The organism is Microcoleus sp. Pol11C2, from assembly GCF_036701505.1.
Lineage (GTDB): Bacteria > Cyanobacteriota > Cyanobacteriia > Cyanobacteriales > Microcoleaceae > Microcoleus.
Genome location: NZ_JAUBQX010000007.1, coordinates 131527 through 156275 on the forward strand (window position 1 = coordinate 131527; position 24749 = coordinate 156275).

The 24749-nt window shown below is 45.2% G+C and carries 18 protein-coding genes; 12 read left to right on the plus strand and 6 right to left on the minus strand.

All coding sequences use genetic code 11. The features are described from left to right. Positions 1-43 precede the first annotated feature (43 nt). Together QUA42_RS07030 and QUA42_RS07035 are read right to left on the minus strand one after the other, a co-directional pair. Positions 44-1075, minus strand: a complete 1032-nt coding sequence (locus QUA42_RS07030) for a response regulator (RefSeq protein ID WP_333136322.1) — start codon at positions 1073-1075, stop codon at positions 44-46. Beyond that, complete coding sequence (locus QUA42_RS07035; RefSeq protein ID WP_333136324.1) at positions 1072-7449, minus strand: AAA family ATPase; 6378 nt, start codon at positions 7447-7449, stop codon at positions 1072-1074. The genes QUA42_RS07030 and QUA42_RS07035 overlap by 4 nt, the downstream gene beginning before the upstream one ends. Positions 7450-7886: 437 nt before the next feature. Here QUA42_RS07035 and QUA42_RS07040 point away from each other — a divergent pair, with 437 nt between their 5' ends. From QUA42_RS07040 to QUA42_RS07055, 4 genes are all read left to right on the plus strand, one after another. Then, entirely contained in the window at positions 7887-8126 is a 240-nt protein-coding gene (locus QUA42_RS07040; RefSeq protein WP_333136326.1) for a hypothetical protein, read from the plus strand. Between the two features lie 64 nt (positions 8127-8190). After that, on the plus strand, positions 8191-8403 hold the full coding sequence (locus QUA42_RS07045; protein ID WP_333136328.1) for a hypothetical protein: 213 nt from the start codon (positions 8191-8193) through the stop codon (positions 8401-8403). A gap of 53 nt (positions 8404-8456) precedes the next feature. Continuing rightward, complete coding sequence (locus QUA42_RS07050) at positions 8457-8717, plus strand: hypothetical protein (RefSeq protein ID WP_333136330.1); 261 nt, start codon at positions 8457-8459, stop codon at positions 8715-8717. Positions 8718-8977: 260 nt separating this feature from the next. Continuing rightward, positions 8978-9118 (plus strand): hypothetical protein, encoded by a 141-nt coding sequence (locus QUA42_RS07055; RefSeq protein WP_333136332.1) that lies wholly within the window; start codon positions 8978-8980, stop codon positions 9116-9118. 166 nt (positions 9119-9284) lie between these two features. On the opposite strand, the gene QUA42_RS07060 is transcribed toward QUA42_RS07055, so the two are convergent. From QUA42_RS07060 to QUA42_RS07075, 4 genes are all read right to left on the minus strand, one after another. Continuing rightward, a complete protein-coding gene (locus QUA42_RS07060; RefSeq protein ID WP_333136334.1) occupies positions 9285-12251 on the minus strand; it encodes an NHLP bacteriocin export ABC transporter permease/ATPase subunit in 2967 nt (988 codons plus the stop codon). Between the two features lie 168 nt (positions 12252-12419). Continuing rightward, positions 12420-14630: an NHLP family bacteriocin export ABC transporter peptidase/permease/ATPase subunit gene (locus QUA42_RS07065; protein ID WP_333136336.1), complete on the minus strand. Its 2211-nt coding sequence runs from the start codon at positions 14628-14630 to the stop codon at positions 12420-12422. A 184-nt stretch (positions 14631-14814) separates the two neighbouring features. After that, positions 14815-16602, minus strand: coding sequence for an NHLP bacteriocin system secretion protein (locus QUA42_RS07070; RefSeq protein WP_333136338.1), 1788 nt, complete (start codon positions 16600-16602; stop codon positions 14815-14817). A 1009-nt stretch (positions 16603-17611) separates the two neighbouring features. Beyond that, positions 17612-17761, minus strand: a complete 150-nt coding sequence (locus QUA42_RS07075) for an isochorismate synthase (RefSeq protein ID WP_333049849.1) — start codon at positions 17759-17761, stop codon at positions 17612-17614. Positions 17762-17869: 108 nt separating this feature from the next. On the opposite strand from QUA42_RS07075, the gene QUA42_RS07080 reads away from it, so the two are divergent. The 8 genes from QUA42_RS07080 to crn3 all read left to right on the plus strand — a co-directional run bounded on the left by QUA42_RS07080 (position 17870) and on the right by crn3 (position 24534). Continuing rightward, on the plus strand, positions 17870-18064 hold the full coding sequence (locus tag QUA42_RS07080) for a hypothetical protein (protein ID WP_333136340.1): 195 nt from the start codon (positions 17870-17872) through the stop codon (positions 18062-18064). Between the two features lie 197 nt (positions 18065-18261). Beyond that, positions 18262-19662 (plus strand): nicotinate phosphoribosyltransferase, encoded by a 1401-nt coding sequence (locus QUA42_RS07085; RefSeq protein ID WP_333136341.1) that lies wholly within the window; start codon positions 18262-18264, stop codon positions 19660-19662. A 55-nt stretch (positions 19663-19717) separates the two neighbouring features. Continuing rightward, positions 19718-20317, plus strand: coding sequence for a nicotinate-nucleotide adenylyltransferase (locus tag QUA42_RS07090; RefSeq protein WP_333136343.1), 600 nt, complete (start codon positions 19718-19720; stop codon positions 20315-20317). After that, positions 20278-21027: an NrtR DNA-binding winged helix domain-containing protein gene (locus QUA42_RS07095; RefSeq protein WP_333136345.1), complete on the plus strand. Its 750-nt coding sequence runs from the start codon at positions 20278-20280 to the stop codon at positions 21025-21027. The genes QUA42_RS07090 and QUA42_RS07095 overlap by 40 nt, the downstream gene beginning before the upstream one ends. Positions 21028-21097: 70 nt before the next feature. Then, positions 21098-21391 (plus strand): isochorismate lyase, encoded by a 294-nt coding sequence (locus QUA42_RS07100; protein ID WP_333136347.1) that lies wholly within the window; start codon positions 21098-21100, stop codon positions 21389-21391. A gap of 87 nt (positions 21392-21478) precedes the next feature. Further along, positions 21479-23209, plus strand: a complete 1731-nt coding sequence (locus QUA42_RS07105) for an NAD+ synthase (protein ID WP_333136349.1) — start codon at positions 21479-21481, stop codon at positions 23207-23209. A gap of 19 nt (positions 23210-23228) precedes the next feature. Next, positions 23229-24158, plus strand: coding sequence for a DUF192 domain-containing protein (locus tag QUA42_RS07110; protein WP_333136351.1), 930 nt, complete (start codon positions 23229-23231; stop codon positions 24156-24158). A gap of 43 nt (positions 24159-24201) precedes the next feature. After that, positions 24202-24534: a CRISPR-associated ring nuclease Crn3/Csx3 gene (gene crn3, locus QUA42_RS07115; RefSeq protein WP_333040230.1), complete on the plus strand. Its 333-nt coding sequence runs from the start codon at positions 24202-24204 to the stop codon at positions 24532-24534. The last annotated feature ends 215 nt before the right edge of the window (positions 24535-24749 follow it).

Genomic DNA, 24749 nt, shown 5'->3' on the forward strand with positions numbered 1-24749 from the left:
CACTACAAACTTACTATGTATGGTGCGAAATGTGCACCTTACTTTACTGCCGCTCAACTGAAACTATAACTTCTGTTCCGTTTCCGGGCTTGCTGTTTACAATTAGTTGCGCGTTAATGCGATCGGCGCGTTCTCTCATTCCCAATAAACCAAAGCCATTCCTAAAACCGATACTTTCCGTATCAAATCCCTGTCCGTTGTCTTGCACCCGCAAAATAAACTGGGAGATTTCGTATACTAACTCTATTTTTATCGCCGTAGCTTTGGCATATTTTAAAGCATTTGTTAATGCTTCTTGCCCGATCCGCAACAGATTATTTTCTACCTCTAATGGTAGGAAATAGACTGTGCCAACCACTTCAAAAATAGTGCGCGTATCAGTATCTGATGACATTTGTTTGGCAATTTGGTTGAGAGCGCTATACAAGTCGCCATCTTCTAACAGTTGCGGGCGCAAACATTCTACGGATCGCCGCGCTTCAGCCAGTCCAGAGCGAGCTAATTCGCAGACTGTTTTCATGTGTCCTTGTGCTTGTTCTGGATTCGCTGCTATTACCCGTTCTGCTGCTCCCAAATGTATGATGATGCCTGTAAAAGTTTGCGCTAAAGTGTCGTGAATTTCCCGCGCCATGCGGTTGCGCTCTTCGAGAATATTTTGGTCTATGAGTTGTTTAGACATCCTTCTCAGACGCAATTGATTTTCGACGCGAACTAAAACTTCTTGTTGTTGAAAAGGTTTAGTAATGTAGTCTATTCCTCCCACAGAAAAGGCTTTTACTTTATCAAAAATTTCTTGCAAAGCGCTGATAAAAATTATTGGAATATTTTGAGTTTTCGGAGTAGCTTTGAGCTGCTCGCAGACTTCGTAGCCATCCATGTGAGGCATCATAATATCCAGTAAAATTAAGTCGGGTAAGTTGGCATTGATAAAGTTAAGAGCTAATTTCCCACTGGGAGCCAGGTGAACTTTATACCCAGCCGCCGATAGTATCCCGCTTAAAAGTTTTAAGTTCTCAGGACAATCATCAATAACTAAAATACTTTCTTCGCGGGTAAAACTGAGGTTTTTGTTCATGTCTCATCCCTCAATGTGTGTATTAAATTTAGCAACTGTTCGTACTGAAAATTTTTAATACAAGCTGCGCTCGCCCTAGCTAAGGGCTGATTGATTTCGCGAATTTGATTGATGACTATTTGCATCTGTTCTAAATCGAGATTGCTAATGGCTTGTTGAAGATTGGCTACTAAGTCAGGAGGCAGTTCAGAAAAAGCGGTGGTTGTCAATACATTTACTTCATTTTCTGTGAAACTGGGCGCAGCATTTAGTTCTTCAAAAACGAATTGCACCCCGATATGTTTGTGCAGAGCATCAAATATGTTTGCTTCTCTAAATGGTTTGCGAATAAAATCATCGCAGCCAGTAGAAAGGGTAATGGCTTTCTCTTCCTCAAAACTACTTGCTGTTATGGCAACAATTGCTGTAGGTTGACTTTTGATAGTGGCTTTAATTTGTTTGGTTGCTTCATACCCATCCATCAACGGCATCCGCATATCCATAAAGATTAAGTGCGGTGAATATTGCTCCCACTTTTCTATTGCTTCTCTCCCATTGTTGGCTTCGTAGACTTCAAAACCGATCGCGGAAAGCAGTTTAACTAGCAGTTGGCGGTTGTCAAAAGCGTCGTCTGCAACGAGAATTCGATAGCGGGGTTGATTGGGCGCGATCGCAATAACTCGTCTGGTTGGCTGTTCGCGTTGGCGATCGGCACTTTCAACTGCATTAACTTTAATGTCAAATTTGAAGATAGTACCGCCTCCCGCACGAGAACTGACTGTCATGTCACCTCCCATTAACTGCACAAAAGAACGTGCGATCGTTAAACCTAATCCTGTTCCTTGTTGCGATTCTTCCCCCGTTTTGGTTTGCACAAAAGCTTCAAAAAGCTTGTCTAATTCACTAGCCTCAATTCCCTCTCCCGTGTCTTCAACCTCAAAGTAGATTTGATGATCAAGCTCGTGATTTTTAATTTTCACATAAACCCCGCCTTCCGAGGTAAATTTAATCGCGTTAGAAAGCAAGTTAATCAAGATTTGGCGCAATTTAATTTCATCAGTTTGCACATATTGGGGAACGTCTGGCATCCGCTCCACTAATAACTGCAATCCCTTATTTTCTGCCGGAAGTTGAAACATATTTTCGATGTCGTCCAGCAGGCTGTGGAGGTCAAAATTTGTCTGGTTGAGAGTCGTGCGCCCCGCTTCTATTTTGGATAAATCTAATACTTGGTTAATCAGTCCGAGCAAATGTTCTCCGCTGCGGGTGATAATATTTAGGTGTTCTTGTTGTTCCTGGAATAGGTTAGAACCGCGATTCATCAGTTGGGAAAAACCCAGAATTGCGTTGAGGGGAGTCCGCAATTCGTGGCTCATATTTGCGAGGAATGTGCTTTTTGCTCGGTTGGCTTCTTGTGCTGCGTCTTCGGCTCGTTGTCGCTCGATTATTTCTCGCTGGAGTTCGAGAGTGCGATCGCTCACTTGTTGTTCTAAAGTGCGGTTGTAATCGGCTAAAACTTTTTCGGCTTGTTTGCGATCGGTGATATCTTGAAATGTGGCGATCGCATAATTAATTTTACCTGTTTTGTCAACAATTGGTGTGCTAGAAACCTCTAAAGAAACAATCTTATCAGGTCGGTGGAACTCGATATCATCTACTTTGACAGTTTCACCCCCCAAAGAACGCACGATTGGCATTTGTGCGGTGGGATATAACTCGTTAGTTCCCGCGACATAAAGTTGACAAGCTTCTGCTAATTTCTCAGTATTTGCTTCGGGTATTGTAGGAATGGCACTTAGTTGATGTGCTGTCTGATTTGCATAGGTAATTTGTCCGGTGGTGTCATGCACGGCTACCCCGATCGGCATAGCATCGATAAATTGAGTCAGGCGGCTTTCGCGTTCCTTGACTTGGGCGTAGAGTTGAGCGTTCGTAATGGCGATCGCCGCTTGTCCCGATAACAATTGTAAGACTTCCAGGCGATCGGGAGTAAAAGCTTGAGCGGTGAGGTTATTTTCTAGATAAACGATCGCACTCAGTTGACCTTGATTCATCAAAGCCGTGCACAAAATAGATTTGGGCTGGCGCGTTTTGATGTAAGGTTCGTTAGTAAATTGTCCTTCGCGGGTAGCATCGTTGAGCACTAAATTTTCTTGAGTGCGAGCAACATAATTGATAACTGCTTCGCAAAGTTCCGGGCAATTTTCAATCGGAATGGACGGCAATACTTTGATTCCAGCGTCATTTACCCCAACTTCAGCTTTGACCAGCAACTTACCTTGCTCTTCTAAAATCAAATAACCTGTTTGTGCGCCCACATTTTCAATCAAAATATTCATCAGTTTTGACAGTAAATTATCCAGCATAATTTCGCCGGAAATTGCCTCGGAAGCTTTCATTACTGTCGCAATGTCTAAGGAATAACTAGAACGGCTGCCCGTGGTTGATGTCGTAGTTGAAATAGCTTTAATTGCCGGTCGATCAATCCTAAATAATTCCGGATATCGGGTTTCTAAATCTTTGACTTTTGCCACCGCACCCCAGAGTTGATAGCAGTAACGAGCTTCCTGCATATAAGCTTTAGCTGTTAGTTCTTTCCCCCTAGATAAGTAGAACTTGGCGGCGAGTTCGTAAGCGAGGGCGGCTTCATTGATATACTCGTGTTCTTTGGCTAGGGAAATCGCGAGATCGTAATAGTCGATCGCTTGTTTATCTTTCCCTTGAATTCGACAAATTTCAGCCTCTACTACAGTGTATTTATGTAAATAAATTGACGGATTGTGTTCCGCCCATTTCTTGATTTTCTTTTGATTGACTTTAGCTTGCCTTAAAATTTGCCTCTGCTGTTTATTGGGAGCATTTTCATAACAAGCAAGCTGAATCAATGACTCAATAAAATGAAAGTAAAAATACTGAAGCGTTCCCAGCGAAACTTCTATATAGTCTTTCACTTTTACTGCATAATTTGCCGCTTCCGAATAATCTTCAAATAAGTAGCAAATAATTATTTTAAAAAAATAAAAAATGAATAAATAAAGCTGGTCTTCTGCTTCGATAGCCTGAGAAATCATCCTCTGCTCATTCCCTTCATCCCCGCTTAAATCGCAAGGACGCTCGGAGTCTCCTAATAAATTCACAACCGTTTGATAAAATGGTTGGAATTGAAAAGCAACTTGTTCTTCCTTCAATTTCACCACCTCATTTCTGTAAGTTGTGATTTCACGTTTGACTCGGGACAAGTCACAGCCAGCTAGATACAAGTAACCGCAATAGGTGTGAGCAGCAGCACAAGCAAATTGTAAATCTCCCGATTCTAACCCGCTCTTATAAGCCTCTAAGAAACCGGGTAATATTTGTTTCACAGGTGCTTTCCAATGCTTCAAAAAATCGTGAATGGGGTGAATTACTTGGGCTTTAAACTGTTTGTTTTTAGATTGCTCCAAAAGCTTCAATGCAAGTTCCCCAAATTGATAACCCCGTTCAATTTCACCTAGAAAACCACCCAGGATAGAGCCGTACATTCCATAGGCAGGGATAGATTCAGCACAGTTGCCATATTTCACCGATAAACTTACCTGTTTATAGGCAATAATCGGCATCAGTTTGGGCATTGCAATTGAGGCTGGAACCATGAGAGTGGGGAGAAGACGCAAAGCAGCGAGTTTGTAGGGGTCGCTCATCGGTGGGAGGTTTGCTAAATCTTCAATGCGTTTCCCTGCTAAAACCCACTTACTTACCAGTAATTCCTTTAAACTCGTCAAATTATTCGGGTTAGTCGGGAGTTTTACTCCTAACTCTTCCAATAATTGTCCCCCAAGTTTTAAGGCTTCCAGGGGTTTCTGTTGGGCATTGATTGCCCAAATATTGACTTCAATGACTTTGACTCTATCTAGTACAGTTTTGGCATGGTGGATTACCCAGCTAGTTAACATTTCCATTTGCACCAAATCATCGCAAAAGTAAGCAGCTTCTGTTGCTTCTTGATGCAATTCTAAGCTCAATTTCTCAGACATCAACTTGCCGTCTTCTGCTTCAAGTAATTTTATTCCGGTTTGTAAGTAGTTAAAAGCGGGCTGATAAGCAGCTACTCCTTTCGCTTTTTTGCCGGCTATCAAATTTAACTCAGCAAGTCGATCTCGCTCGGTACTGTCTGTCATGAGCGAACGCGCCAAATTCAGTTGATTAACAATGTCAAATATTTTTTCTTCCCGCTGTTCGGAAGGAGTATTTTGCAGCAGAATTTGCCCGATTTGTTTGTGGAAGATTGGCTTATCCTGTTCGGCAATTAGCGAATAAGCAGCTTGCTGAATTCTGTCATGAACAAATTTGTATTCTAGCGATTGGCTGCTGGGTAATTTCCCGGCAATTTCTAATTCCACATCTCCCATATTCCCCAGCAACACGACTAAATTTTCCGCAACTGCTGCATATAAATCATTCGCTGTTTCTCGGAGCGATTTTTTACAAATGGAAGCTAGGGTTTTGACATCAAATTGATTGCCAATGCAGGCGGCTATTTTTAAAGTTTCCTGCGTATTCTCCGGCAGTTGTTGAATCTTGCTCGACATCAATTCGACAACATTATCAGTGAATCGCCGGCCTTTAATTTCCCCTAAATCCCATTTCCACCCCCCCTGTGTTTCCCGTTGGTAAGGGGGGATTAGGGGGGTAAAGTCAAATTGTAACAGCCCTTCAGTATAAAGCGCTTTGAGAAATTCATTCATAAAGAAAGGATTGCCACCTGTTTTCAACAGCACTAACTCAGCAAGGGCTGTGACTCTTTCCTCGCGGCAATTCAGCGCATCGGAAATCAATTGAGTGACGGTGGCTAAATCTAAAGGCGAGAGAAAAATGCGATCGACCTTGGCTCCATTTTGGATAATTTCTTCCATTGTCAAGCTTAACGGATGAGCGGGAGAAACTTCGTTATCTCGATACGCGCCAATTAGAAATAAACCAGGTTTCCTACCGCTCATTAACAGTTCGATTAACTTGAGAGAAGCGCCATCAGCCCACTGCAAATCGTCTATAAATACAGTCAGAGGATGTTCGGGTTTAATAAAAACTGTAATGAAATTCTGAAACACTAAATTAAAGCGATTTTGGCTCTCGCTCGCTCCTACTTCTGGTACGGCTGGTTGCTTGCCTATTATTAACTCTACTTCGGAAATTACATCAATTATGACTTGACCGTTTATCCCTAAAGCTGTTAATAATTTTTGCCGCCACTCTTGGAGTTTTGCTTCACTTTCAGCTAATAGTTGCTTGACTAATTCTCGCAGGGCGCTGACAACAGCACTGTAGGGAATATTCCGCTGATATTGGTCGAATTTGCCGGAAATAAAATAGCCGCGCTTTTGAGTGATCGGTTTATAGAGTTCTTGCACGATAGCGCTTTTGCCAATGCCAGAATAACCCGCAATCATAAACATTTGGCTTTGGTCGGCAGCTCGATCGAAAGCAGTTAAAATAGTGGCAATTTCTCGCTCTCTGCCGTAAAGTTTTTGAGGTATTTGAAACTTATTTGAAATATCTTGACAAGCTAACGGAAAACTTGATATGGTATTATTGCTGTGCAATTCATTCAAACAAGATTCTAAGTCGGCTTTAATTCCCAAAGCACTTTGATAGCGTTCTTCAGCATTTTTCGCCAGCAACTTCATCACAATATCCGAAATAATTTTCGGAATTTCGGGATTAACCTCAGATGGAGATAAAGGCTGTTTTGCGAGATGGCTGTGTACTAATTCCAGCACATCATCAGTGTCAAAAGGCAGTTGGTATGTCAGCAGTTCGTAAAAGGTAGCGCCCAGCGAATAAAAATCCGTGCGGTAATCTAAACTGCGGTTCATTCTGCCGGTTTGTTCCGGCGACATATAAGCAAGAGTTCCCTCTAAAATGTTGGGATTTTTTATGGTGTAATTCTCCCGCGTCAACTGCGTGGAAATGCCAAAGTCGATGATTTTGAGTTCCCCACTAGCTGGATGGAAGACAATATTTGAAGGGTTAATGTCTTTGTGAATGATGTGGGCGCTGTGAATTTCTTGTAAACTTTCAGTGGTGGCGATCGCAATTCGCAAGAATTCTGCAATACTAAATTTTTGCTGCAGCATCCAAATTTTCAAGGATTCGCCGCCAAAATCCTCGACAAACATCACCAGCGTGTTTTGATATGGCTGCAAATCGTAAGCTTTTATACAGCCGCTCAGGTTAAGAGATTGTGTAATTTTATACTCTGTGCGATAGCGGGCGAGTTCTTGGGGTGTGGGATAATTTTCTTTGAGGATTTTGAGGATGATCGGGAGACTGTCGGGTTGTCGGAAGGCTCGGTAAACCAGGGAGTTTACGCTTTCGTAGATGAGCTCTGTGACTTCAACGCCAGGAAAAGTGAGCATATTCAGCCTGCGATCAACTTTGCAGTCGAACATAGCATAAATTTGCTCCTCACACCAGAGGTGCGTGAGCCATCAGTCGATTTTAGATTTTAGATTTTAGATTTTCAGCGCACGGGTTGTCAGAAACCGGGTTTTTTAACGAAATTTTTGCTTAAAATCCTGAATCTCGGTTAAAAAACCCGGTTTTTTTAGGCTTAACGCGCAACTTTTGTAAATTTAACTCAACAGCTTCGAGTATATACTTACGTGCGAGATTCGATACCTAGCCAAAAGTTCAGTTAATCTCCTAAACTAAAGTTTAGGTAAAACAGGTCTTTTTTTATAGGTGCAAAACTGACCTCTTAGCTAGCGACTTCGGCGGGGTATTTTCATAAACTAAATTTACGCAAAGACCAGCACTAGGTTAGCTGGAAACAACAAATAAAGGAGCAAATCTTATGTCTTTTGAATTTGAAAGCGTCAATCAGTTTTCCGCAGAACTTGAGCAAGATTCTACCATGCAAAAGCAACAGTCGCCAGCCCATTCTGTTGCTGAAGAATTGAATTCTGTTGCTCAAGAATTGAACGATAAGGAATTAGATGTGATCGCAGGCGGTGTTTTCGGTGGGTTTCAATATAACAGTAATATCCCCCATTTCTCTGAAGCAATGCAGTCCTATTACGGACAGAAGAAATGAACTGCTTGTGACTAGAAGCGATCGCGCTGCTGCTGAGTTTAAACATCTAAGGAGTAAACATCTGATGGAAAGCAACAATCAATTTTTGCAAGAAGTACCCTCCGAGTCGTCCGCAATCACAGCATCCGCACCGGACAACTCAACAGGTGAAGAATTGAGCGACTTGGAACTCGATGCGATCGCGGGCGGTATGCGTATTATCACAGCCAGCGGCCCAAGACCCAAATTTGCTAGTGGTTTCTCCATGTACGGAGAGGATGGGAGGAGCGTCTTCTAACTAGAAGCGATCGAGATTCTGCTGAGTTCAACCACATAAGGAGGAAACATCAAATGGAAACCAACAATCAATTTTTGCAAGAAGTCTCGCCCCAGTTATCCCAAATCGCAGCATCCGAATCGGAAAACTCAATCGATGAAGAATTGGACGAATTGGAATTAGAGGCGATCGCGGGTGGCCATTCCAATATGGCCGATCGAGCTCGGGCTGCTGGTATGCCTGTGATCACAGTCAGCGGCCCAAGACCTAATTTTGGTCCAGGCCCGGCTATGAATATGGGATTCTTTGAAGCATTAAGGAATTTCGATCGCTAACAGAAGAAATGAGCGGCTTGTAACTAGAAGCGCTCGCGCTTCTGCTGAGTTTAAACACCCAAGGGGAAAATATCAATGGAAACCCAGTTTCTTAAATAAACTGGGTTTTTATCTACCTCATATTATGTACGTGTGAAGCGAGCGCAATTCCTAGAGGAGCGGTTTTAGCTAACTAAAATCGACTAAAAGTAATAATTTTGTCAACCCGCTTCTGCCTCTATAGCGCGTCTAAATCATTATTATATAAATATTTTAAAAATATGGATGCAATACAGCCACTCTACCTCATGCAGCAAGCCCCCGATATGGGTAACACTACAATATTTGGCGTGGGCTTAGTTATCCTCTGCTTGCTGTTGTTAATTTTGTTGTGGCTGCCAGATTTGCTAACCAAAGAATAACCAGTTCGCCAACGAGCAATGTACGGGATGTAACGGATGTAAATGAGATGTTGCACCATTTTTAATAAGGATTTTATGAACGGGCAAGATGCCCGTTCCACAAAGAGTGAAGTTCTTGTGGAACGGGCATCTTGCCCGTTATTGAAAATGGTTTTACCTTGAATCTTTACTCTATTTGCCTCGCCACTAATCGAGCAAACAATCCTCCCTGTTTTACCAATTCCTCAAACGAGCCAAATTCCACCAAACGGCCGGCTTCAATTACATAAATGCGATCGGCATTGCGAATCGTACTCAGGCGGTGGGCGATGACAACTCGCGTCACATTCAACTTATCCAAACTCTCAGTAACGATCGCCTGCGTGCGGTTGTCCAAAGCACTCGTAGCTTCATCCATCAGGATCACCTTTGGTTTGACAACCATTGCGCGGGCAATTAACAATCTCTGCCGCTGTCCTCCCGAAAGATTCGTGCCGCCCTCGCTGACAACCGTGTGCATTCCCATCGGCATTTGTTCGATATCGGCGGCTAAACCGGCCATTTGCGCGGCTTCCCAAGCTTCCTCCTGCGTTACCATAGCCCCGCAGGTAATATTGTCAAACATCGAACCGGCATTAATTCTGCCGTTTTGCAGCACTACTCCTAACTGCCGTCGCACAGCTTGAACGTCGAGACCTGCTAAATCTTGATTGTCGTAATAAACAGTGCCGCTTTGTGCTATTTCAAATCCCAATAACAGCCGAAATAAAGTTGATTTGCCGCTACCAGACGGCCCGACGATCGCGATAAATTCCCCCGGTTGAATATTGATGCTGACATCATCTAAAATTGGGGGGCCGTCCTCCCGGTAGCGGAAAGTTGCCCTATCGACAGTAATTTGACCTTGCAAGCGGCCGGGATCGGCTTTTGTCGGGTCAGATTCCGGGATGCCCTGGACGATCGGTTTGGCTCGCTCCCACAGGGGTACAATTCCTAAAATATCAGTTAGGGTATTGCTCAAGTCAGTGACGCCGGAAAGAAAGGTTCCGAAGGCGGAATTAAAAGCAAGAAACGTCCCCATATTCAGTCCGCCGCCTTCTGTTTGAGGGGTTTGCATAAACTGAATTGCAAACCAAAACATCAGAATAGAACTTACTAACGGCAGCGCTTCGTTAAACACAGAAACGCTGTCGTCAATTCGTTTAATTTCTGTTCTTAGTTTAATTTGCTGGCTGTATTTTTTCGCCCAAGCTGCAAAGGCTCGCCCTTCTGCAGCCGCTACCCGCAACTTTGATACTCCGTTAATTAGTTCTACAGTCAGCCCGTTAATGTCCCCTTCTCCTGTTTCCATCTGCCGCTCTTTTGGGATTAAGAGCAAGCTGGATGTGACTGTTACTATAACCGCCAGAAAAGTTAAACCAATTCCGACTAAAGCCAGCGGCAGACTGTAAATAAACATCAGCCCCAAATTCAGCAGGGAAAATATGGCGCTCAAAAGTGTCCGCTGCGTCGCGCCGCTGAGTTGGGCGCGAATTTGATTAACTGCTAATAAGCGAGTCAGCAAGTCGCCAGAAGAATAGCTGCGAAAAAACGCCGGTTTTAATCTCAGCAATCGATCCCAAACTGCCGGCTGGAGAGTGCTGCTGGCAGCATTTTCGATCCGCAGTGTCAGAATTGTTTGGGCCATGCTAAATACAGCCCGTCCGCTCGCGGCAACTAACAATACCAGCCCTAACTGCCACAGTAACAAACGATCGCTGTCAGGAATAGCATCATTGACCAAAATCGAGGTAGCTTGCGGCGTCACCATCCCCAGCAGCGTTCCCAATATCCCCAGCCCGAAAGCAATGATAATATCTTTTTCGTAGCCCTTTGTTCCGAACCGAAACAGTTCCGCAGCGTTGCGAACTAATAGCGGCAGGGGTCGGTAAAACATGATAGTTTCTGACGACAACTCTTGGGCGATTGCTTTAGTTACCCGTTGACGGCTGCGGTCGATCGGGTCGAACAAAGTATAACGATCTCCCTTACCGGGCAACAAAGCTACAGGACGGTTGCCGAACTTAGTATAAGCCAAGAGCGGGCCGCAGTTCTGCCGCCACCAATCCCCAGCCAGGAGGACGCGGCGGGTGCGAAATTGGGACGATCGCGCGATCGCCTCCATCGGATCTTTAACTCGGCTGAAGTCTTCCGAACCCGCCGGAGGATTGACAGTTATACCTTGTGCCTTACCTACAGCCCCAGCAGCGATTAACAGCGGCGTTCCTTCCTCAGACACCTCAGTTTTCCGGGGATGCAGCACCTCAGTTAACTCTCCCAAAGCTGTCTGAGTCACTTGGCGGTTTAGCTGTTCGCGTTCCTGAAACCGGCGGAATTCCTCTGCTTTTTGTTGGGAAACCAGCAAGTTCAAGCAGCAGCAGAAATACTCGTGCAGCAAAGCTAAACTCGGGCGCAGCCAGTCGGCATTTTCCACCTCTGCTGTTGAGAAAATTTGCACCTCAACTTCCCCGGATGCCACCAGCAGCATATTCCCAGTCAGGGGAAACGCTGGGGAAGCGGAATTTAAGTTCAATTCCCCGACACTCGCATCACCCGACGAGACGCGCACCCAGACAACTGTTCCCGGGGGCGATCGCAGAATTTGACCGGGAAGTAGCGATATCTGCTGCGAGGCTGCTAAAACAACAGTTTCTGGCGCAACTTTTTCATCGGGGGCGTGAAGCGGATCTATCCCGTAGGGAATTACTCGTTCTCCCAAATGCTGTATCCACCCTTCCACAAGGGATCTCGTTTTGCCGTCACCAGCAGCAACTAAAGCGGCACAATCTGCGAGCGCGATCGGTTCCAGTTCCGTTTCGGCGATCGCGATCGCCAGAAGTCCCCAACCTGGTTTTAAATTTTCTCCCCCCCCTTCTCCTTCTCCCCCCCTTAGCAAGGGGGGGTTGGGGGGGGTAGCTGCGCCGAACAAAGCCTCGCGGGAACTGACGCTGAACAGATAATAGCGGTTTCCCGCAGGCTTCTCACTTTGTATCTGGGCTGCAAAAACTGCGATCGCGCCCGATCGAACAATCCATACCTGATGCGGGTCATTCAGCAGCAGCGGTTCATTTCCTTTAATTCGGTGCAGTTTCTTAACAGGATTTAGATCGAGCATAGCTAGTAATTGGTAATTAGTAATATCAAGTCTGGTTAGTTGCTTATACAGCAGATTGCAAGTTTATGAAGTACACATCTATCTGATTGATCGATACCCGTAGGTACACGGCAATGCCGTGTCCCTACAAGGACTCTGTACCTTACCTGCAAAGTTCGGTATTTCTGTTTATTGTTCGTTGCCAACCAAAAGAGCATAAGCTCCTCCCAGCTTTTGCAACTCTTCATGAGTGCCTCTCTGAACTACTTTTCCACCTGCTAGCATAATAATTTCATCGCAATCTCGAATCGTGCTCAAACGGTGAGCAACCACAATACAAGAAGTACCGCGACGCCTCAAATTGCGATCGATAATTAACTCGGTTTCAGCATCCAGAGCACTCGTTGCTTCATCCAGCACCAACACCGCCGGATTTCTTACTAACGCCCTCGCAATTTCCAAACGTTGCCGCTGTCCGCCACTCATATTTGTACCCCCTTCAGTGAGTTGAGCATCGTATCCTCCCGGCATATTCAAGATAAGTTCGTGAATTGCCGCATCAATGCACGCTTGCACTAAATCAGATTCCGGTACTGTCGGGTCCCAAAGCGTCAGATTTTCCCGAACAGTGCCGGCAAATAGAAATATCTCTTGTTCGACCATTGCCAGCGAATTTGGTAGGATAGAACGGGGAATCAAATTGCGAGGAACCCCGTCAAATAAAATTTCGCCATTCATTGGTTCGTAAAGCCCGGTCACAAGTTTGGCAATAGTAGATTTACCCGAACCGCTGCCCCCCACTAACGCTACGCGTTGACCAGGTTTTACACTTAAGTTCAAGTTGTCAATTAGCGGCGCTTCCAAGCGGCTGTAGCCAAAACTGACACCGCGCAATTCAATGCTTCCTTGCAGGTGAAAAGCATCTGGTGCGATGGCGGTGCGGCTGTTTTTACTATTAAAAGCATCGCGATCTGCTTCGGGATCGATCGGGTTTTGCAGAACGTCATCAAGTCGGTTTAAATCGGCTTCTAATTCTTGCAGAGTGCTGCCAAAGTTGACTAGATTGTTGACGGGTCGGAGGAATTGTTGAGTGAGACTTTGATAGGCAATTAACATCCCGATACTCAAACCGCCGTTCATCACCCGCAAGCCCCCGACAACTAAGATAGCAGTTGCAGCTAATGCCGTTAAAAATGCTGGTAATATTGACAATATTTGAGTGGGCAAAGCCAATTCTTGCTGGGCGTTGCTCATTTTGGCATAGTACCCGGCAAACTTAGAAAATAAATCGAATTCTAAACCGCTAGCTTTGACAGTTTCAATAGATTGAATGCCTGCAATTGCAGCACCGCCAACCTTACCTGTTTCCTGAGCTAATCTGGTGTTAGCATCGACGCGGCTGCGGGATAAAGATTGCAGTGCCAAAAAGTTTAAGGCTGCAAAAACAGCGGCAACGCTGGTCAATACCCAGTCGTACATCACCATAATTATTGCATAGAAAACCATCATCACCGCGTCGATCGCAGTTGCAGCAAGTTTTCCAGATAAAATTTCAGCAACCTTGTCATTAACTTGGCAGCGGCTGCTAATTTCACCTGCAAACCGCTGGGCGTAAAATCCCACAGGCAAGCGCAAAGTATGCCATAGAAACTGTCCCGACATCGAAATCGCAAGCTTGTTTGCCAGCCGCCGCAAATAGAAAAGCCGCATCCGCGCTAGCAGCCCTTGGACGGCCGCCGCCAACAGCATTCCCAGTATTAAAGGCCGCAGCCACTCGTGACGGTTTTCGACGAGAATTTCATCCACAAAAATTTGGGTAAATGCCGCGCCAGCCAAACGGGGAACAGTCAGTAATAAACCAGCAATTAAACAAAATGCGATCGCCCAACGGGAACTTTGCAATCGGGAATCTAAAGCACTGGCAATACTCGGTTTTTTCCCACCCTTTTTAAACTCCGGCCCAGGCTCAAAAGTCAAAACAACGCCAGTATAAGCAGACTTAAATTCTTCTAGAGAAACAGTCCTCGGGCCCGATGCGGGGTCGTTAAGGTAAACGCGCTTTTTCTTCATCCCCTCAACCACCAAAAAGTGATTGAAATTCCAAAAAACAATAAAAGGCGGCGGTACAATTTTCAACTCTTCGACAGTTTTTTTAAACCCTTTAGCATCTAAGCCGTAAATTCGGGCTGCTTTGAGGATATTAGAAGCTTTACTGCCATCGCGAGAAACGCCGCACTCGCTCCGCAATTGGGCTAAAGGTACTGGGTGTTGGCAGTAACTCAAAATAATTCCTAAAGCAGCAGCACCGCATTCTACTGCTTCCATTTGCAGCAGTGTGGGAGTACGAACTCGCCTTAAGTTGCGCGGCGTAAAAAACTTGTCAATCCAGGGAATTTTCATTGGCTATTAATGGGTAAAATGACTGATGAATGCTGACTAATACTCTCGTTAACTCTCGTTCCCAGGCTCTGCCTAGGAACGCATGGTGCGAGGCAGAGCCTCTTGATCGGCATTCCCACGCTCTGCCTGGGAACGAGAAAGCGAGCGTGACCGCTGTCAACTGTCAACTGTCAACTGTCAACTGTTAATAAACCCCAGTCAAAGACCGAAAAATAGGAATCACGTAAGAAATCGGCGCTAACTGCCCGATTTGAACCCGAACTAGCGCCGTAGTACCGGGGGAAATCTTGAGAGGAGGCCCGTTCGAGGAAGACCATTTGTAACCGCTGACAGTGTTCGGGTCTTGTTGCAATTCCACAAAGATTTGCACGGGAGCACCGCCGCCAGCGATGCTTTTTGCGATGCTGTCAGCCAAATTTTCATTGCCGATAATTGACGACATATCTTGATTAGTAACCGGAAAAGGAGAAACTTGGGTTACTTTGCCGACAATGCCACCGTAGCGTTCCCGCTTGACGACGCTAGGGGTAACTTGTACAGTCATTCCCGATTTAATTTGCTTGCCGTCTCTGTCAGCAAAATAAACAAGACTGACCATTTTTTCGCGATAATTCTCAGATTCAACTGTCCCGATTCTTGTACCGATGTTCAGCATTTGACCTGCAACGGCGCTAACTTCTAAGACGCGACCGTCATATTGGCTGGTAATTTTGCTGTCGGCGCTCAACTGATTCTGCAAGTGGGCAATCTTACGTTTAACTTCCTGAATTTGATTGGTTTGGGCGATCGACTTCTCTAAATCTTGTTGAGCTAGTTTTACAGCTTGGGTTTCTATGTCTTTAATTTTAGTTTTGATTTCGTCAATTTTGTTCAGGTTTTGCCGATTATCTCGTTCGGCGTTACTTTTCTGAACTTTAAGTTCTTGGAGATTGTTTTTAATTTCGTTAAGGCGGTTGAGATTTTGCAGGTACTCTCGTTCGGTATTGGTAGCTTCTACCTTGAGTTGCTGCCGGCTGTTTTTGAGGTCGTCAATTTTATTGAGATTTTGCAGGAATTCGCGATCGCTATTCGTTTTCTGAACGTCGAGTTCCTTTAACTGCGTTTCAATATCCGCCAGTTGCATCTGAGAGTCCGCAAATTCCTGTCTCGCTTGCAGCATTACATCCTCGCTGATCGCCCTCTCTTGTTCGTAAAGAACGCGGCGAGTTTCAAACCGCTGCTGTAATGTTTCCACCAAAGAAGTGATGTGCTGTTTTCGCTGCAAAAGACTGTCGCGTTTTTTGGCGATCGCGGCCAGGGTTTGCTGCCGCAATATCGGCGCAACTTGTTCTCGCCGCAAACTTTCTTCCAAACTTTGGCGTTTTTCTGCTAATGCTGTCAGAGTTTGCTGCCGCAGTACCGGCGCAATTTGTTCGCGGCGCAAACTTTCCTCCAAACTTTGGCGTTTTTGCTCTAATGCAGCCATACTTTGCTGGTGCAATATCGGCGCAACTGACTCCCTCTTCAAGCTTTCTTGAAGGTCTTTTTGCTGCTGTTCGAGGCTTTTTAATTCCAGGGCAATCTGCTGTTTTTGCAGCTTATTAGTATCTTGTTTTTGCCCTTGCAGTTGGGCTAATTTCGCTTTTTCTTGTTCTAGTTGCTGCTTGAGGTCTAGTTTATTTATTGTGCCGATTTCTTGACCCCGTTTAACAATATCTCCCGGCTTGATATTTAGCTTTAGCAATTGACCGGAACTAGCAGCTTGAAATTGCACGACGCGGCGGGGTTGAAGCAACACGCCTTGACCGGAAACAGTCAGCGGAATTCGCCCGATCGCACTCCAAACCCCCGCAGCAACAACTAAACAGCCAATTGCAGTTAGTGGCAGCCACGATCGAGGACTAACCACCTGCATCATTTCGTCGAGGCGTTCCGGTGAAGATAAGCGATCGATCGCTTCGGTAGTGAAAAGTTTGTTTTGTTTTACCTGCATCAGCTATTCCTTTCGAGAGTGCGATCGCGCTGTCAGCAGGGGTGTATTTGAAGGGGAAATTCCTTGCAAGTCAATTGAGGCACAAACAATTTCCCAACAAACTTTCAAAGCTTCCGTGCAATTACTTGAATCTTCTCACTCCTGTTTGCAGCCTGCCTGTAAAATCACTTTACGACAATTAACCCTCGTAAGACCTAACTAACAGTAGAGTTTTCAGCTAACAAAAAGACCAGCTTGCAGCCGATCTTCCGACGGGGGAATTACCAGAACTTTCGGCTAGGTATCGCCCGCAGCCAGTGCCTACACATTGTAACCAGTTAAGCTAAAAACACTTTTGTCAATGAGTAGAATTACTCTAAGCTATCGAAGTAGCAACTTAAAATGTGGTGCGATTTGTTCAAGGCGGTTAGAAAAAAAGCTGTTCAGGACTTCGCCCAGTAGCAGAAAAAGGGGAAACAATTAGCCGATTTTTAGGTTTTTGCGATCGCTGGACTATTCCTAAATCCAGATTGTGGGGTTCAGCCAAATACTCAACTGAGTCTAAAGCTAATTCTTTTTGTTCAGCTACATAGCAATTTTAAATCATTTGTGAATTTCTTACTCCCTCCCCGCGAGTTCCAGGAGAGTTGGGGTGGCGTAAAACATTTACGATTGCTGCAAGGATTCCTATATAGTTTGATTTTTGATAAGATTACTGAACCCACCCTAGTGCAACAAAAGGTTCTAGTTTTGCTTGGTGTTTCTCTAATTTATACGCAGTAAACCGGGGGCAAAAATCTTTATTTCAAAAGCTTACTACACTGAATATGCTTTTTGTCAGTTGGGGAAGTTCAGTGTAATTGGTGATTGGTAATTGTAGGTGGGGTAGAAGGAAGGGAAACCCCACCTACAATTACTATTAACAGTCAAACTCAAAGCCAAACGTCAACAGTCAACAATTAATTGTTAACTGTTGACTGTTAAACTGAATGCCTCTGCCGAACTCGCTAGAAACTGCCTGAATGGATGTTCATTCTCTCGATTTAGAACTTTTGGAGAGCTTACCCTCAAAAGGTTGAACTCCACTATTTGGATAGTTGTCATCACTGGGGCTAAAAATCCGCACCGCTGCTTCCGAAACGTAACGCATCGCGTTTGCCAAAGATTTAGAAAGATTCATAGAATCTGCCTCTCTTATCTGGGTTCTGATACTTTTAATATTACCCTGATTTTTGGGCTGTGGATGAGTTTAGCAATATTTATTTGAATTACTTATTGGTCTGCAACATTGAAGCAAGCTGAAGGTTTTAGGAATTACGCATTTTTGGACGATCGACCTTTTGCTGGTAGATTTTTCCTTGCTCAACTCAATCAGTGGCGATCGCCCTCTCGACGCTCAAAAACCGGGTTGTCTAACTCTATTCAAAGGCTGCAAGGAAATATTTTCGCAAAAAACCCGGAACGCTTGAGTGTTTGTGCTTAATTCCTGAGTTTGTTAAATTAAATATTTATATTGGTTTTACCATAATATTAATGTACAAATTAACCGAAATCCGCTATGAAAGGGCATAATCAGCGAATTTCTCCGACAAATATCTGCAATCTTTATCAAATATTTACAAAAAGATATGGTATTTGTCACTATAATTAAAAAAAAGAAGTTTGTTCGGGGTTTTTCTTATGGAAACTGCGACAGAAAGCCTGCAGCTCACAGGTTTTGAAGAAATCTTAGAAGACCGGGAACTAACGGTTTCTTCAGCAGATTACAGCCTTTTGACCGATCTCTACCAGCTAACGATGGCCGCTTGTTATGTCGGGGAAGGACTCGACGGGCGGGCAGCAAGTTTTGAATTATTCGCGCGCAGGCTGCCAGAGGGTTTTGGCTACGCGATCGCCATGGGTTTGGCTCAAGTTCTCGATTATTTGGAGAAATTTCGGTTTTCGCCGGCGCAAATTCAGGCTTTGCAGTCCAGTGGGATTTTTGCCGGCGCCCCGGAGCGATTTTGGACTTTACTCGCCACAGCCCGCTTTACTGGCGATGTTTGGGCGGTGCCGGAGGGGACGGCGGTGTTTGCCAACGAGCCTCTGCTGCGAATTGAGGCTCCTCTGTGGCAGGCTCAGTTGGTGGAAACTTATTTATTGAATGCCATAAATTATCAAACTTTGATTGCGACGCGGGCAGCGCGGCTGCGCGATGTGGCGGGCCCGGAGGCTAAGTTGCTTGAATTCGGGACGCGCAGGGCTTTTGGGCCTCAAGCTGCTGTTTGGGCGGCTAGGGCTGCCCTGGCTGCGGGATTCGACGGAACTTCTAATGTTTTGGCTGCTTTGAAGTTGGGCCGCAAGCCTGTCGGTACGATCGCCCATGCTTTGGTAATGGCTGTGGCTGCCCTCGAAGGCAGCGAGAATCAGGCGTTTGCAGCTTTTCACCGCTATTTTCCGGGGGCGCCGCTGCTGATCGATACTTATGATACTGTGGCGGCGGCGCGGATGTTGGCAGATCGAGTAAACAGCGGTGAAATGCAGTTGGAAGGCGTGCGGCTGGATTCGGGCGATTTGGGGGTGCTGTCTCGGGAAGTTCGATCGATCCTTCCGGGCGTTCCAATTTTTGCTAGCGGCGATTTGGACGATCGAGAAATTGCTAAATTAAAAAGTAGCGGCGCTTGCATTGACGGTTACGGTTTGGGAACCAAGTTGGTCAGCGGTTCCCCTGTCAACGGTGTTTATAAGTTGGTGGAAATTGACGGAATTCCGGTGATGAAAGAGGCAAGCGGCAAGGTAACATATCCAGGAAGAAAGCAAATTTTTAGACATATTGAAAATGGGCAAATTCTCGGAGATTGTTTGGCATTGTCCGGAGAAAATATTAATAATTGCGATTCTATACCATTAATGAAATTGGTTGTCAAGGACGGCAAACGAGTCCAGAACCAGGAAAGTTTGGACGATATCGCCAAACGAACTGCTGCTTCTGTCGCCAGTCTTCGACCCGAAACTCGCCAACTTGACAACCCAATTTCGCCGCAGGTGGAAATTTCTCCAGATTTGCAGAGTCTCACCCAAAAAACCAAAAAGAGTCAGTAGTCATTAGTCAAAAGTCAACAGTCAACAATTACCCATTACTCATTACCGATTCCCTATGCAGAAGATTGCTCTTTTTGGAACCAGTGCCGATCCACCCACAGCAGGACACAAAACAATTCTGAGTTGGCTTTCGCAACATTTTGATTGGGTAGCAGTTTGGGCGTCGGACAATCCTTTTAAGTCGCACCAAACTTCTCTAGAACACCGATCGGCAATGCTGCTGTTAATGATTCAAGAAATTAATTCGCCCAGACACAATCTTTGCTTGCATCCAGAACTCAGCAGTCCGAGGACGGTGGAAACTGTGGAACAAGCAAGATTGCTGTGGCCGAATGCAGATTTGACGCTGATAATAGGTTCGGACTTGGTGGGGCAACTGTCTCGGTGGTACAAATTTGAACAATTGTTAAAACAAGTGGAGTTACTGATAGTACCGCGACCCGGTTATCCGTCAGAGCAATTAGATTTGTGGCAGTTGAGGCGCCTGGGTGCAGACGTGGCGATCGCATCTTTGAGTGCTCCCAATGTTTCTTCTACTTCCTATCGGGAAACAGGAGACAGGGAAGCTCTGACTCCGACCATCGAAGATTACATAAATAGGGAGCATTTGTACGCATGGCACGAGGCACGAAAAAGGGCGAAGGTTGCTCATTAGCTGACTTTAAAGTAGGAGTAGATAATGTGATTTTCTCCGTCGATGCCGTGCAGAACCGCTTGTTGGTGCTGTTGGTAATGCGGCAAGACGAACCGTTTATCGATTCTTGGAGTCTTCCCGGTACTTTGGTGCGTCAGGGCGAGTCTCTTGAAAATGCGGCTTACCGGATTTTGTCTGAGAAAATTCGGGTAAAAAATTTGTATCTGGAGCAATTGTATACTTTCGGAGAACCGGGGCGCGATCCTCGAGAGTATACCAGGGGCGATCGCTATCTTTCGGTGAGTTATTTTGCTTTGGTTCGCTTTGAGGAAGCTGAGTTAATTGCTGGGAGTGTAGTGGCGGGTGTGGGCCACCGCGTCGGCGGCATTGCTTGGTATCCCGTGCAACAAGTTCCACAGCTTGCCTTCGATCACAATCAAATTCTCGAATACGGATACCGGCGACTGCGTAACAAACTTGAATACAGTCCGGTAGCTTTTGAAGTTTTGCCGGAACTTTTTACTTTGAGCGATTTGTACCAACTTTATACAACTATTTTGGGGGAAAGCTTTTCTGATTATTCTAATTTTAGATCTCGATTGTTGAAATTGGGTTTTTTGTGCGATACCGGTGTTAAGGTTTCGCGCGGGGCTGGCCGCCCTGCTAGTTTGTACCGCTTTGATGCGGCCGCTTTTGCTCCTTTCAAAAATAAGCCGCTGGTGTTTATCTAGCTGTTCCTTGGATGACATTCGGGGATCAATTTAGTAACATTAGAATAGAAGCTATTAAGGAGTGCAGACGATGAAAGACCCTGATGAATGCGCTAATATTCACGAAGTTCGGGAGGAAATTGATATTATCGATCGAGAAGTGATCGATGCTTTGAGCAAAAGATTTCAATACGTCATCGCGGCAGCAAGGTTCAAAACGAGTGAAGCTAGCGTTCGATCGTCGGAGCGCTTTCAGGCTATGTTACAGCAGCGGCGCGAGTGGGCTCAAGAATCGGGTTTGAATCCTGATGTGGTTGAAAATATTTACCGGGATTTGGTAAATTATTATATTGAGGAAGAGTTGAAACATTACAAATCTAAGTGATTTTTCGCTACATTCAAATCTAGGACTATAGGAAAGTGAGTCCGCGCGGGCGGATTGTTAGCAATATTTATTAAGTGATTTGGTGATATGAAAATTGCGATCGCACAACTCAATCCTACTATTGGTGATATCTTTGGCAACTCCAACCTAATTCTGGAGGCTGCGAAACAAGCTGAGGTTGAGGGCGCAAACTTATTGCTAACACCGGAACTTTCCCTGATCGGTTATCCGCCGCGCGATTTGTTAATCAATCCGAGTTTTATTGCAGATGCAGGTGCACAGTTGCTGCAACTGGCGCAAGCTTTGCCGCCGGAGTTGGCAGTCATAGCAGGTACTGCCTTACCTAATGCTAATGCTGTTAAACTCGGCGGAAAATCATTGTTTAATAGCGCTGTTTTGTTGCAAAATGGCGCCGTCAAACAAGTTTTTCATAAACGCTTGTTGCCTACTTATGATGTATTTGATGAAGATAGATATTTTGAACCGGGAGAAAACAGCAATTACTTTTCTATTGGCGAACTCAAAATCGGCGTGACAATTTGTGAAGATTTGTGGAACAATGAGGAATTTTGGGGTAAACGCAGTTACGCAGGCGATCCTGTTTCCGATTTGGCAAAATTGGGTGTAGATTTAGTGCTGAATTTGTCGGCATCGCCTTATTCTGCGGGGAAGCGGGGAGTGCGATCGGCGATGTTGCAGCACAGCGTCATCCGCTGTGGGATACCGATTATTTACGCTAATCAGGTAGGGGGAAATGACGATATTATTTTTGACGGCAGCAGTTTTGCTGTGAATTGCAAGGGTGATTTAATTCAGGTATTAGCTTCTTTTGAAACGGGTTTTGCGGTGCTGGAATATGACGCAACTAAACAAGATTTAGTTGGCAGCCATCAGCAAAATGCAGCAGGAATTAAGGCGACGCCGTTGAGTTTTTATCCTGCCGAGGGAGATGCAGAAATTTGGGCGGCTTTGGTTTTGGGAGTGCGAGATTATGTTCGCAAATGCGGTTTTTCTAAGGTTGTACTCGGTTTGAGTGGCGGGATAGATTCGGCTTTGGTGGCCGCGATCGCCAGTTGCGCGATCGGGCCCGAAAATGTTCTAGGGGTGTTGATGCCTTCTCCTTACAGTTCAGATCATTCGGTTAATGATGCTTTGGAATTAGCCCGAAATCTGGGCATCGCGATCGAACTATTGCCGATCGGCGATTTGATGAAAACTTACGATCGCACTCTCGCCGATTTGTTTGCCAATACAACTTTTGGGATTGCTGAGGAAAATATTCAATCGCGGATTCGAGGCAATCTGTTGATGGCAATTTCTAATAAGTTCGGACATTTGCTGCTTTCGACTGGCAATAAGTCGGAAATGGCGGTGGGTTACTGCACTCTCTACGGCGATATGAATGGGGGATTGGCGGTGATTTCTGATGTGCCGAAAACTCGCGTGTATTCGCTTTGTCGGTGGCTGAATTCTGGGAGTGAGAAAATTAAAAATCAGGCTGACTTTGGAAAGGACATTATTCCGGTTAATATTATTACTAAGCCGCCGAGTGCTGAACTGAAACCGGGACAAATTGACCAAGATTCTTTGCCGGATTACGATGTTTTGGATGACATCTTGCAGCGGTTAATAGAAAATCACGAATCTGCCCAACAAATTGTCGCTGCAGGACACGAGGAAGCCGTGGTTAAACGTGTAGTAAAATTAGTGAGGCAAGCAGAGTTTAAACGGCGACAAGCAGCCCCGGGTTTGAAAATTAGCGATCGAGCTTTTGGTACCGGTTGGCGGATGCCGATCGCCAAATCTTCATTCTATTAAACGCATCATTAAACGCAAAATGGTTAACATCGACGGTAGTTTCGGCTTCGATTTTCTCCTGGGAACTCTCAGCAACGATACGATTAGAGGATTTGCGGGTAATGATACTGTTCAAGGTTTGGGGGGAAACGACCGAATTTTTGGCGATCGGGAAAATGATTTGCTAGCAGGAAATGAAGGCGCTGATACGCTGTCTGGCGGTCAGGGAAGCGATACAATCTATGGAGAACAAGACTCCGATTGGATGTTTGGCGATCGGGGTAACGATTTGCTAATAGGCGGCGAAGGCGGGGATGTCTTAACAGGAGGCGCGGGGGATGATTTATTTGTGATGGAAAAAACCGTCGCCGCATCTACTATTACTGAAGCCGATATAATTACAGATTTTGGCAACGGCAATGATAAAATTGTCTTGACAGAAGGCATGAAGTTTAGCGATTTAGAGCTTTCTGTTTCTGACAACCAAACTATTATGAAAGATAAAGATTCGGGCAAATATTTAGGAGTTGTTTCGGGAAATTCTAATCTGACTGAATCCAACTTTATTTCGCTGTTTGGCGGACTAGATAGGGGTCAGCTTTTGCCAATTTCGGTTAACACGATTATAGCCGATCGCGCGATCGGACTGGAAGTGGCGCAAACTCCCCAAGAACAAGCCACAGGTTTAATGTTTCGGACAGAATTACCGGAGGACAGAGGAATGTTTTTCCCGATCGAACCCGCGCGAAACGTGCGTTTTTGGATGAAAAACGTGTTTATTGAGCTCGATATGGTTTTTCTGCGGGAAGGCGTAGTGCAGGCAATAATTCCTAACGTACCGCCGTGTTTGAGCGAAACCTGCCCCAACTACGGCCCGGATGTTCCCGTTGACGGAGTGATCGAACTAAGAGGCGGAAGGGCGGCCCAATTGGGACTGAAAGTTGGCGATCGGATTCCCAATTTACCCTAAAAGGTATATGATTTTATCGCAGCCTTCAACATTTGTGCATCCAATGAATCCTATTGAATTAAAAATAATTCCCCATCAAACTCAAGACGGTTTAGCTTACCAACATTTGCGCTTGCGTATTACAACTCAAGACGGTATCATCACGCCAAATGATTTACAAGGTTTGAAACTTCCTCAAGACGTTCAATTGAGCCAAGGAATTGTCATTGAAGGTAGAGGAGCAATTTGGCTTTACGGGTATTTAGTACACGAATGTCATCCTGCGGCTTGGGTTGGATGTTACGATCCGCGATTAGAAGGTGCCGTGGTAGTAGCGACGCACAAGCACGAGGTATCAGTTGGACAGGTATTAAAATTGAGTTTACCGAGCGATTAAAACTCTCCTGAGTTTGAGGTGATAATAAATAAAAATAAAACTTGCTTTGGTGGGGGCATTTTACCTGGGTTAGCGAAACGCTAACTACTGTTTCCACCACAAATCCAGGAGAGTCGCGATTAAATTAGAGCGTGTTGAGTGAATGGTCCGAACTATTGTGCACCAGAATATCCCGCTATGAATGCCACTCCAGAAATGCAAATCTTGAACAGGCA

Coding starts and splice junctions, on each gene's coding strand:
- QUA42_RS07110 (WP_333136351.1), top strand. CDS start 23,229: ATGGTTAACATCGACGGTAGTTTCGGCTTCGATTTTCTCCTGGGAACT.
- QUA42_RS07050 (WP_333136330.1), top strand. CDS start 8,457: ATGGAAACCAACAATCAATTTTTGCAAGAAGTCTCGCCCCAGTTATCC.
- QUA42_RS07105 (WP_333136349.1), top strand. CDS start 21,479: ATGAAAATTGCGATCGCACAACTCAATCCTACTATTGGTGATATCTTT.
- QUA42_RS07040 (WP_333136326.1), top strand. CDS start 7,887: ATGTCTTTTGAATTTGAAAGCGTCAATCAGTTTTCCGCAGAACTTGAG.
- QUA42_RS07100 (WP_333136347.1), top strand. CDS start 21,098: ATGAAAGACCCTGATGAATGCGCTAATATTCACGAAGTTCGGGAGGAA.
- crn3 (WP_333040230.1), top strand. CDS start 24,202: ATGAATCCTATTGAATTAAAAATAATTCCCCATCAAACTCAAGACGGT.
- QUA42_RS07085 (WP_333136341.1), top strand. CDS start 18,262: ATGGAAACTGCGACAGAAAGCCTGCAGCTCACAGGTTTTGAAGAAATC.
- QUA42_RS07035 (WP_333136324.1), bottom strand. CDS start 7,449: ATGCTCACTTTTCCTGGCGTTGAAGTCACAGAGCTCATCTACGAAAGC.
- QUA42_RS07090 (WP_333136343.1), top strand. CDS start 19,718: ATGCAGAAGATTGCTCTTTTTGGAACCAGTGCCGATCCACCCACAGCA.
- QUA42_RS07030 (WP_333136322.1), bottom strand. CDS start 1,075: ATGAACAAAAACCTCAGTTTTACCCGCGAAGAAAGTATTTTAGTTATT.
- QUA42_RS07045 (WP_333136328.1), top strand. CDS start 8,191: ATGGAAAGCAACAATCAATTTTTGCAAGAAGTACCCTCCGAGTCGTCC.
- QUA42_RS07065 (WP_333136336.1), bottom strand. CDS start 14,630: ATGAAAATTCCCTGGATTGACAAGTTTTTTACGCCGCGCAACTTAAGG.
- QUA42_RS07075 (WP_333049849.1), bottom strand. CDS start 17,761: ATGAATCTTTCTAAATCTTTGGCAAACGCGATGCGTTACGTTTCGGAA.
- QUA42_RS07060 (WP_333136334.1), bottom strand. CDS start 12,251: ATGCTCGATCTAAATCCTGTTAAGAAACTGCACCGAATTAAAGGAAAT.
- QUA42_RS07095 (WP_333136345.1), top strand. CDS start 20,278: ATGGCACGAGGCACGAAAAAGGGCGAAGGTTGCTCATTAGCTGACTTT.
- QUA42_RS07070 (WP_333136338.1), bottom strand. CDS start 16,602: ATGCAGGTAAAACAAAACAAACTTTTCACTACCGAAGCGATCGATCGC.
- QUA42_RS07055 (WP_333136332.1), top strand. CDS start 8,978: ATGGATGCAATACAGCCACTCTACCTCATGCAGCAAGCCCCCGATATG.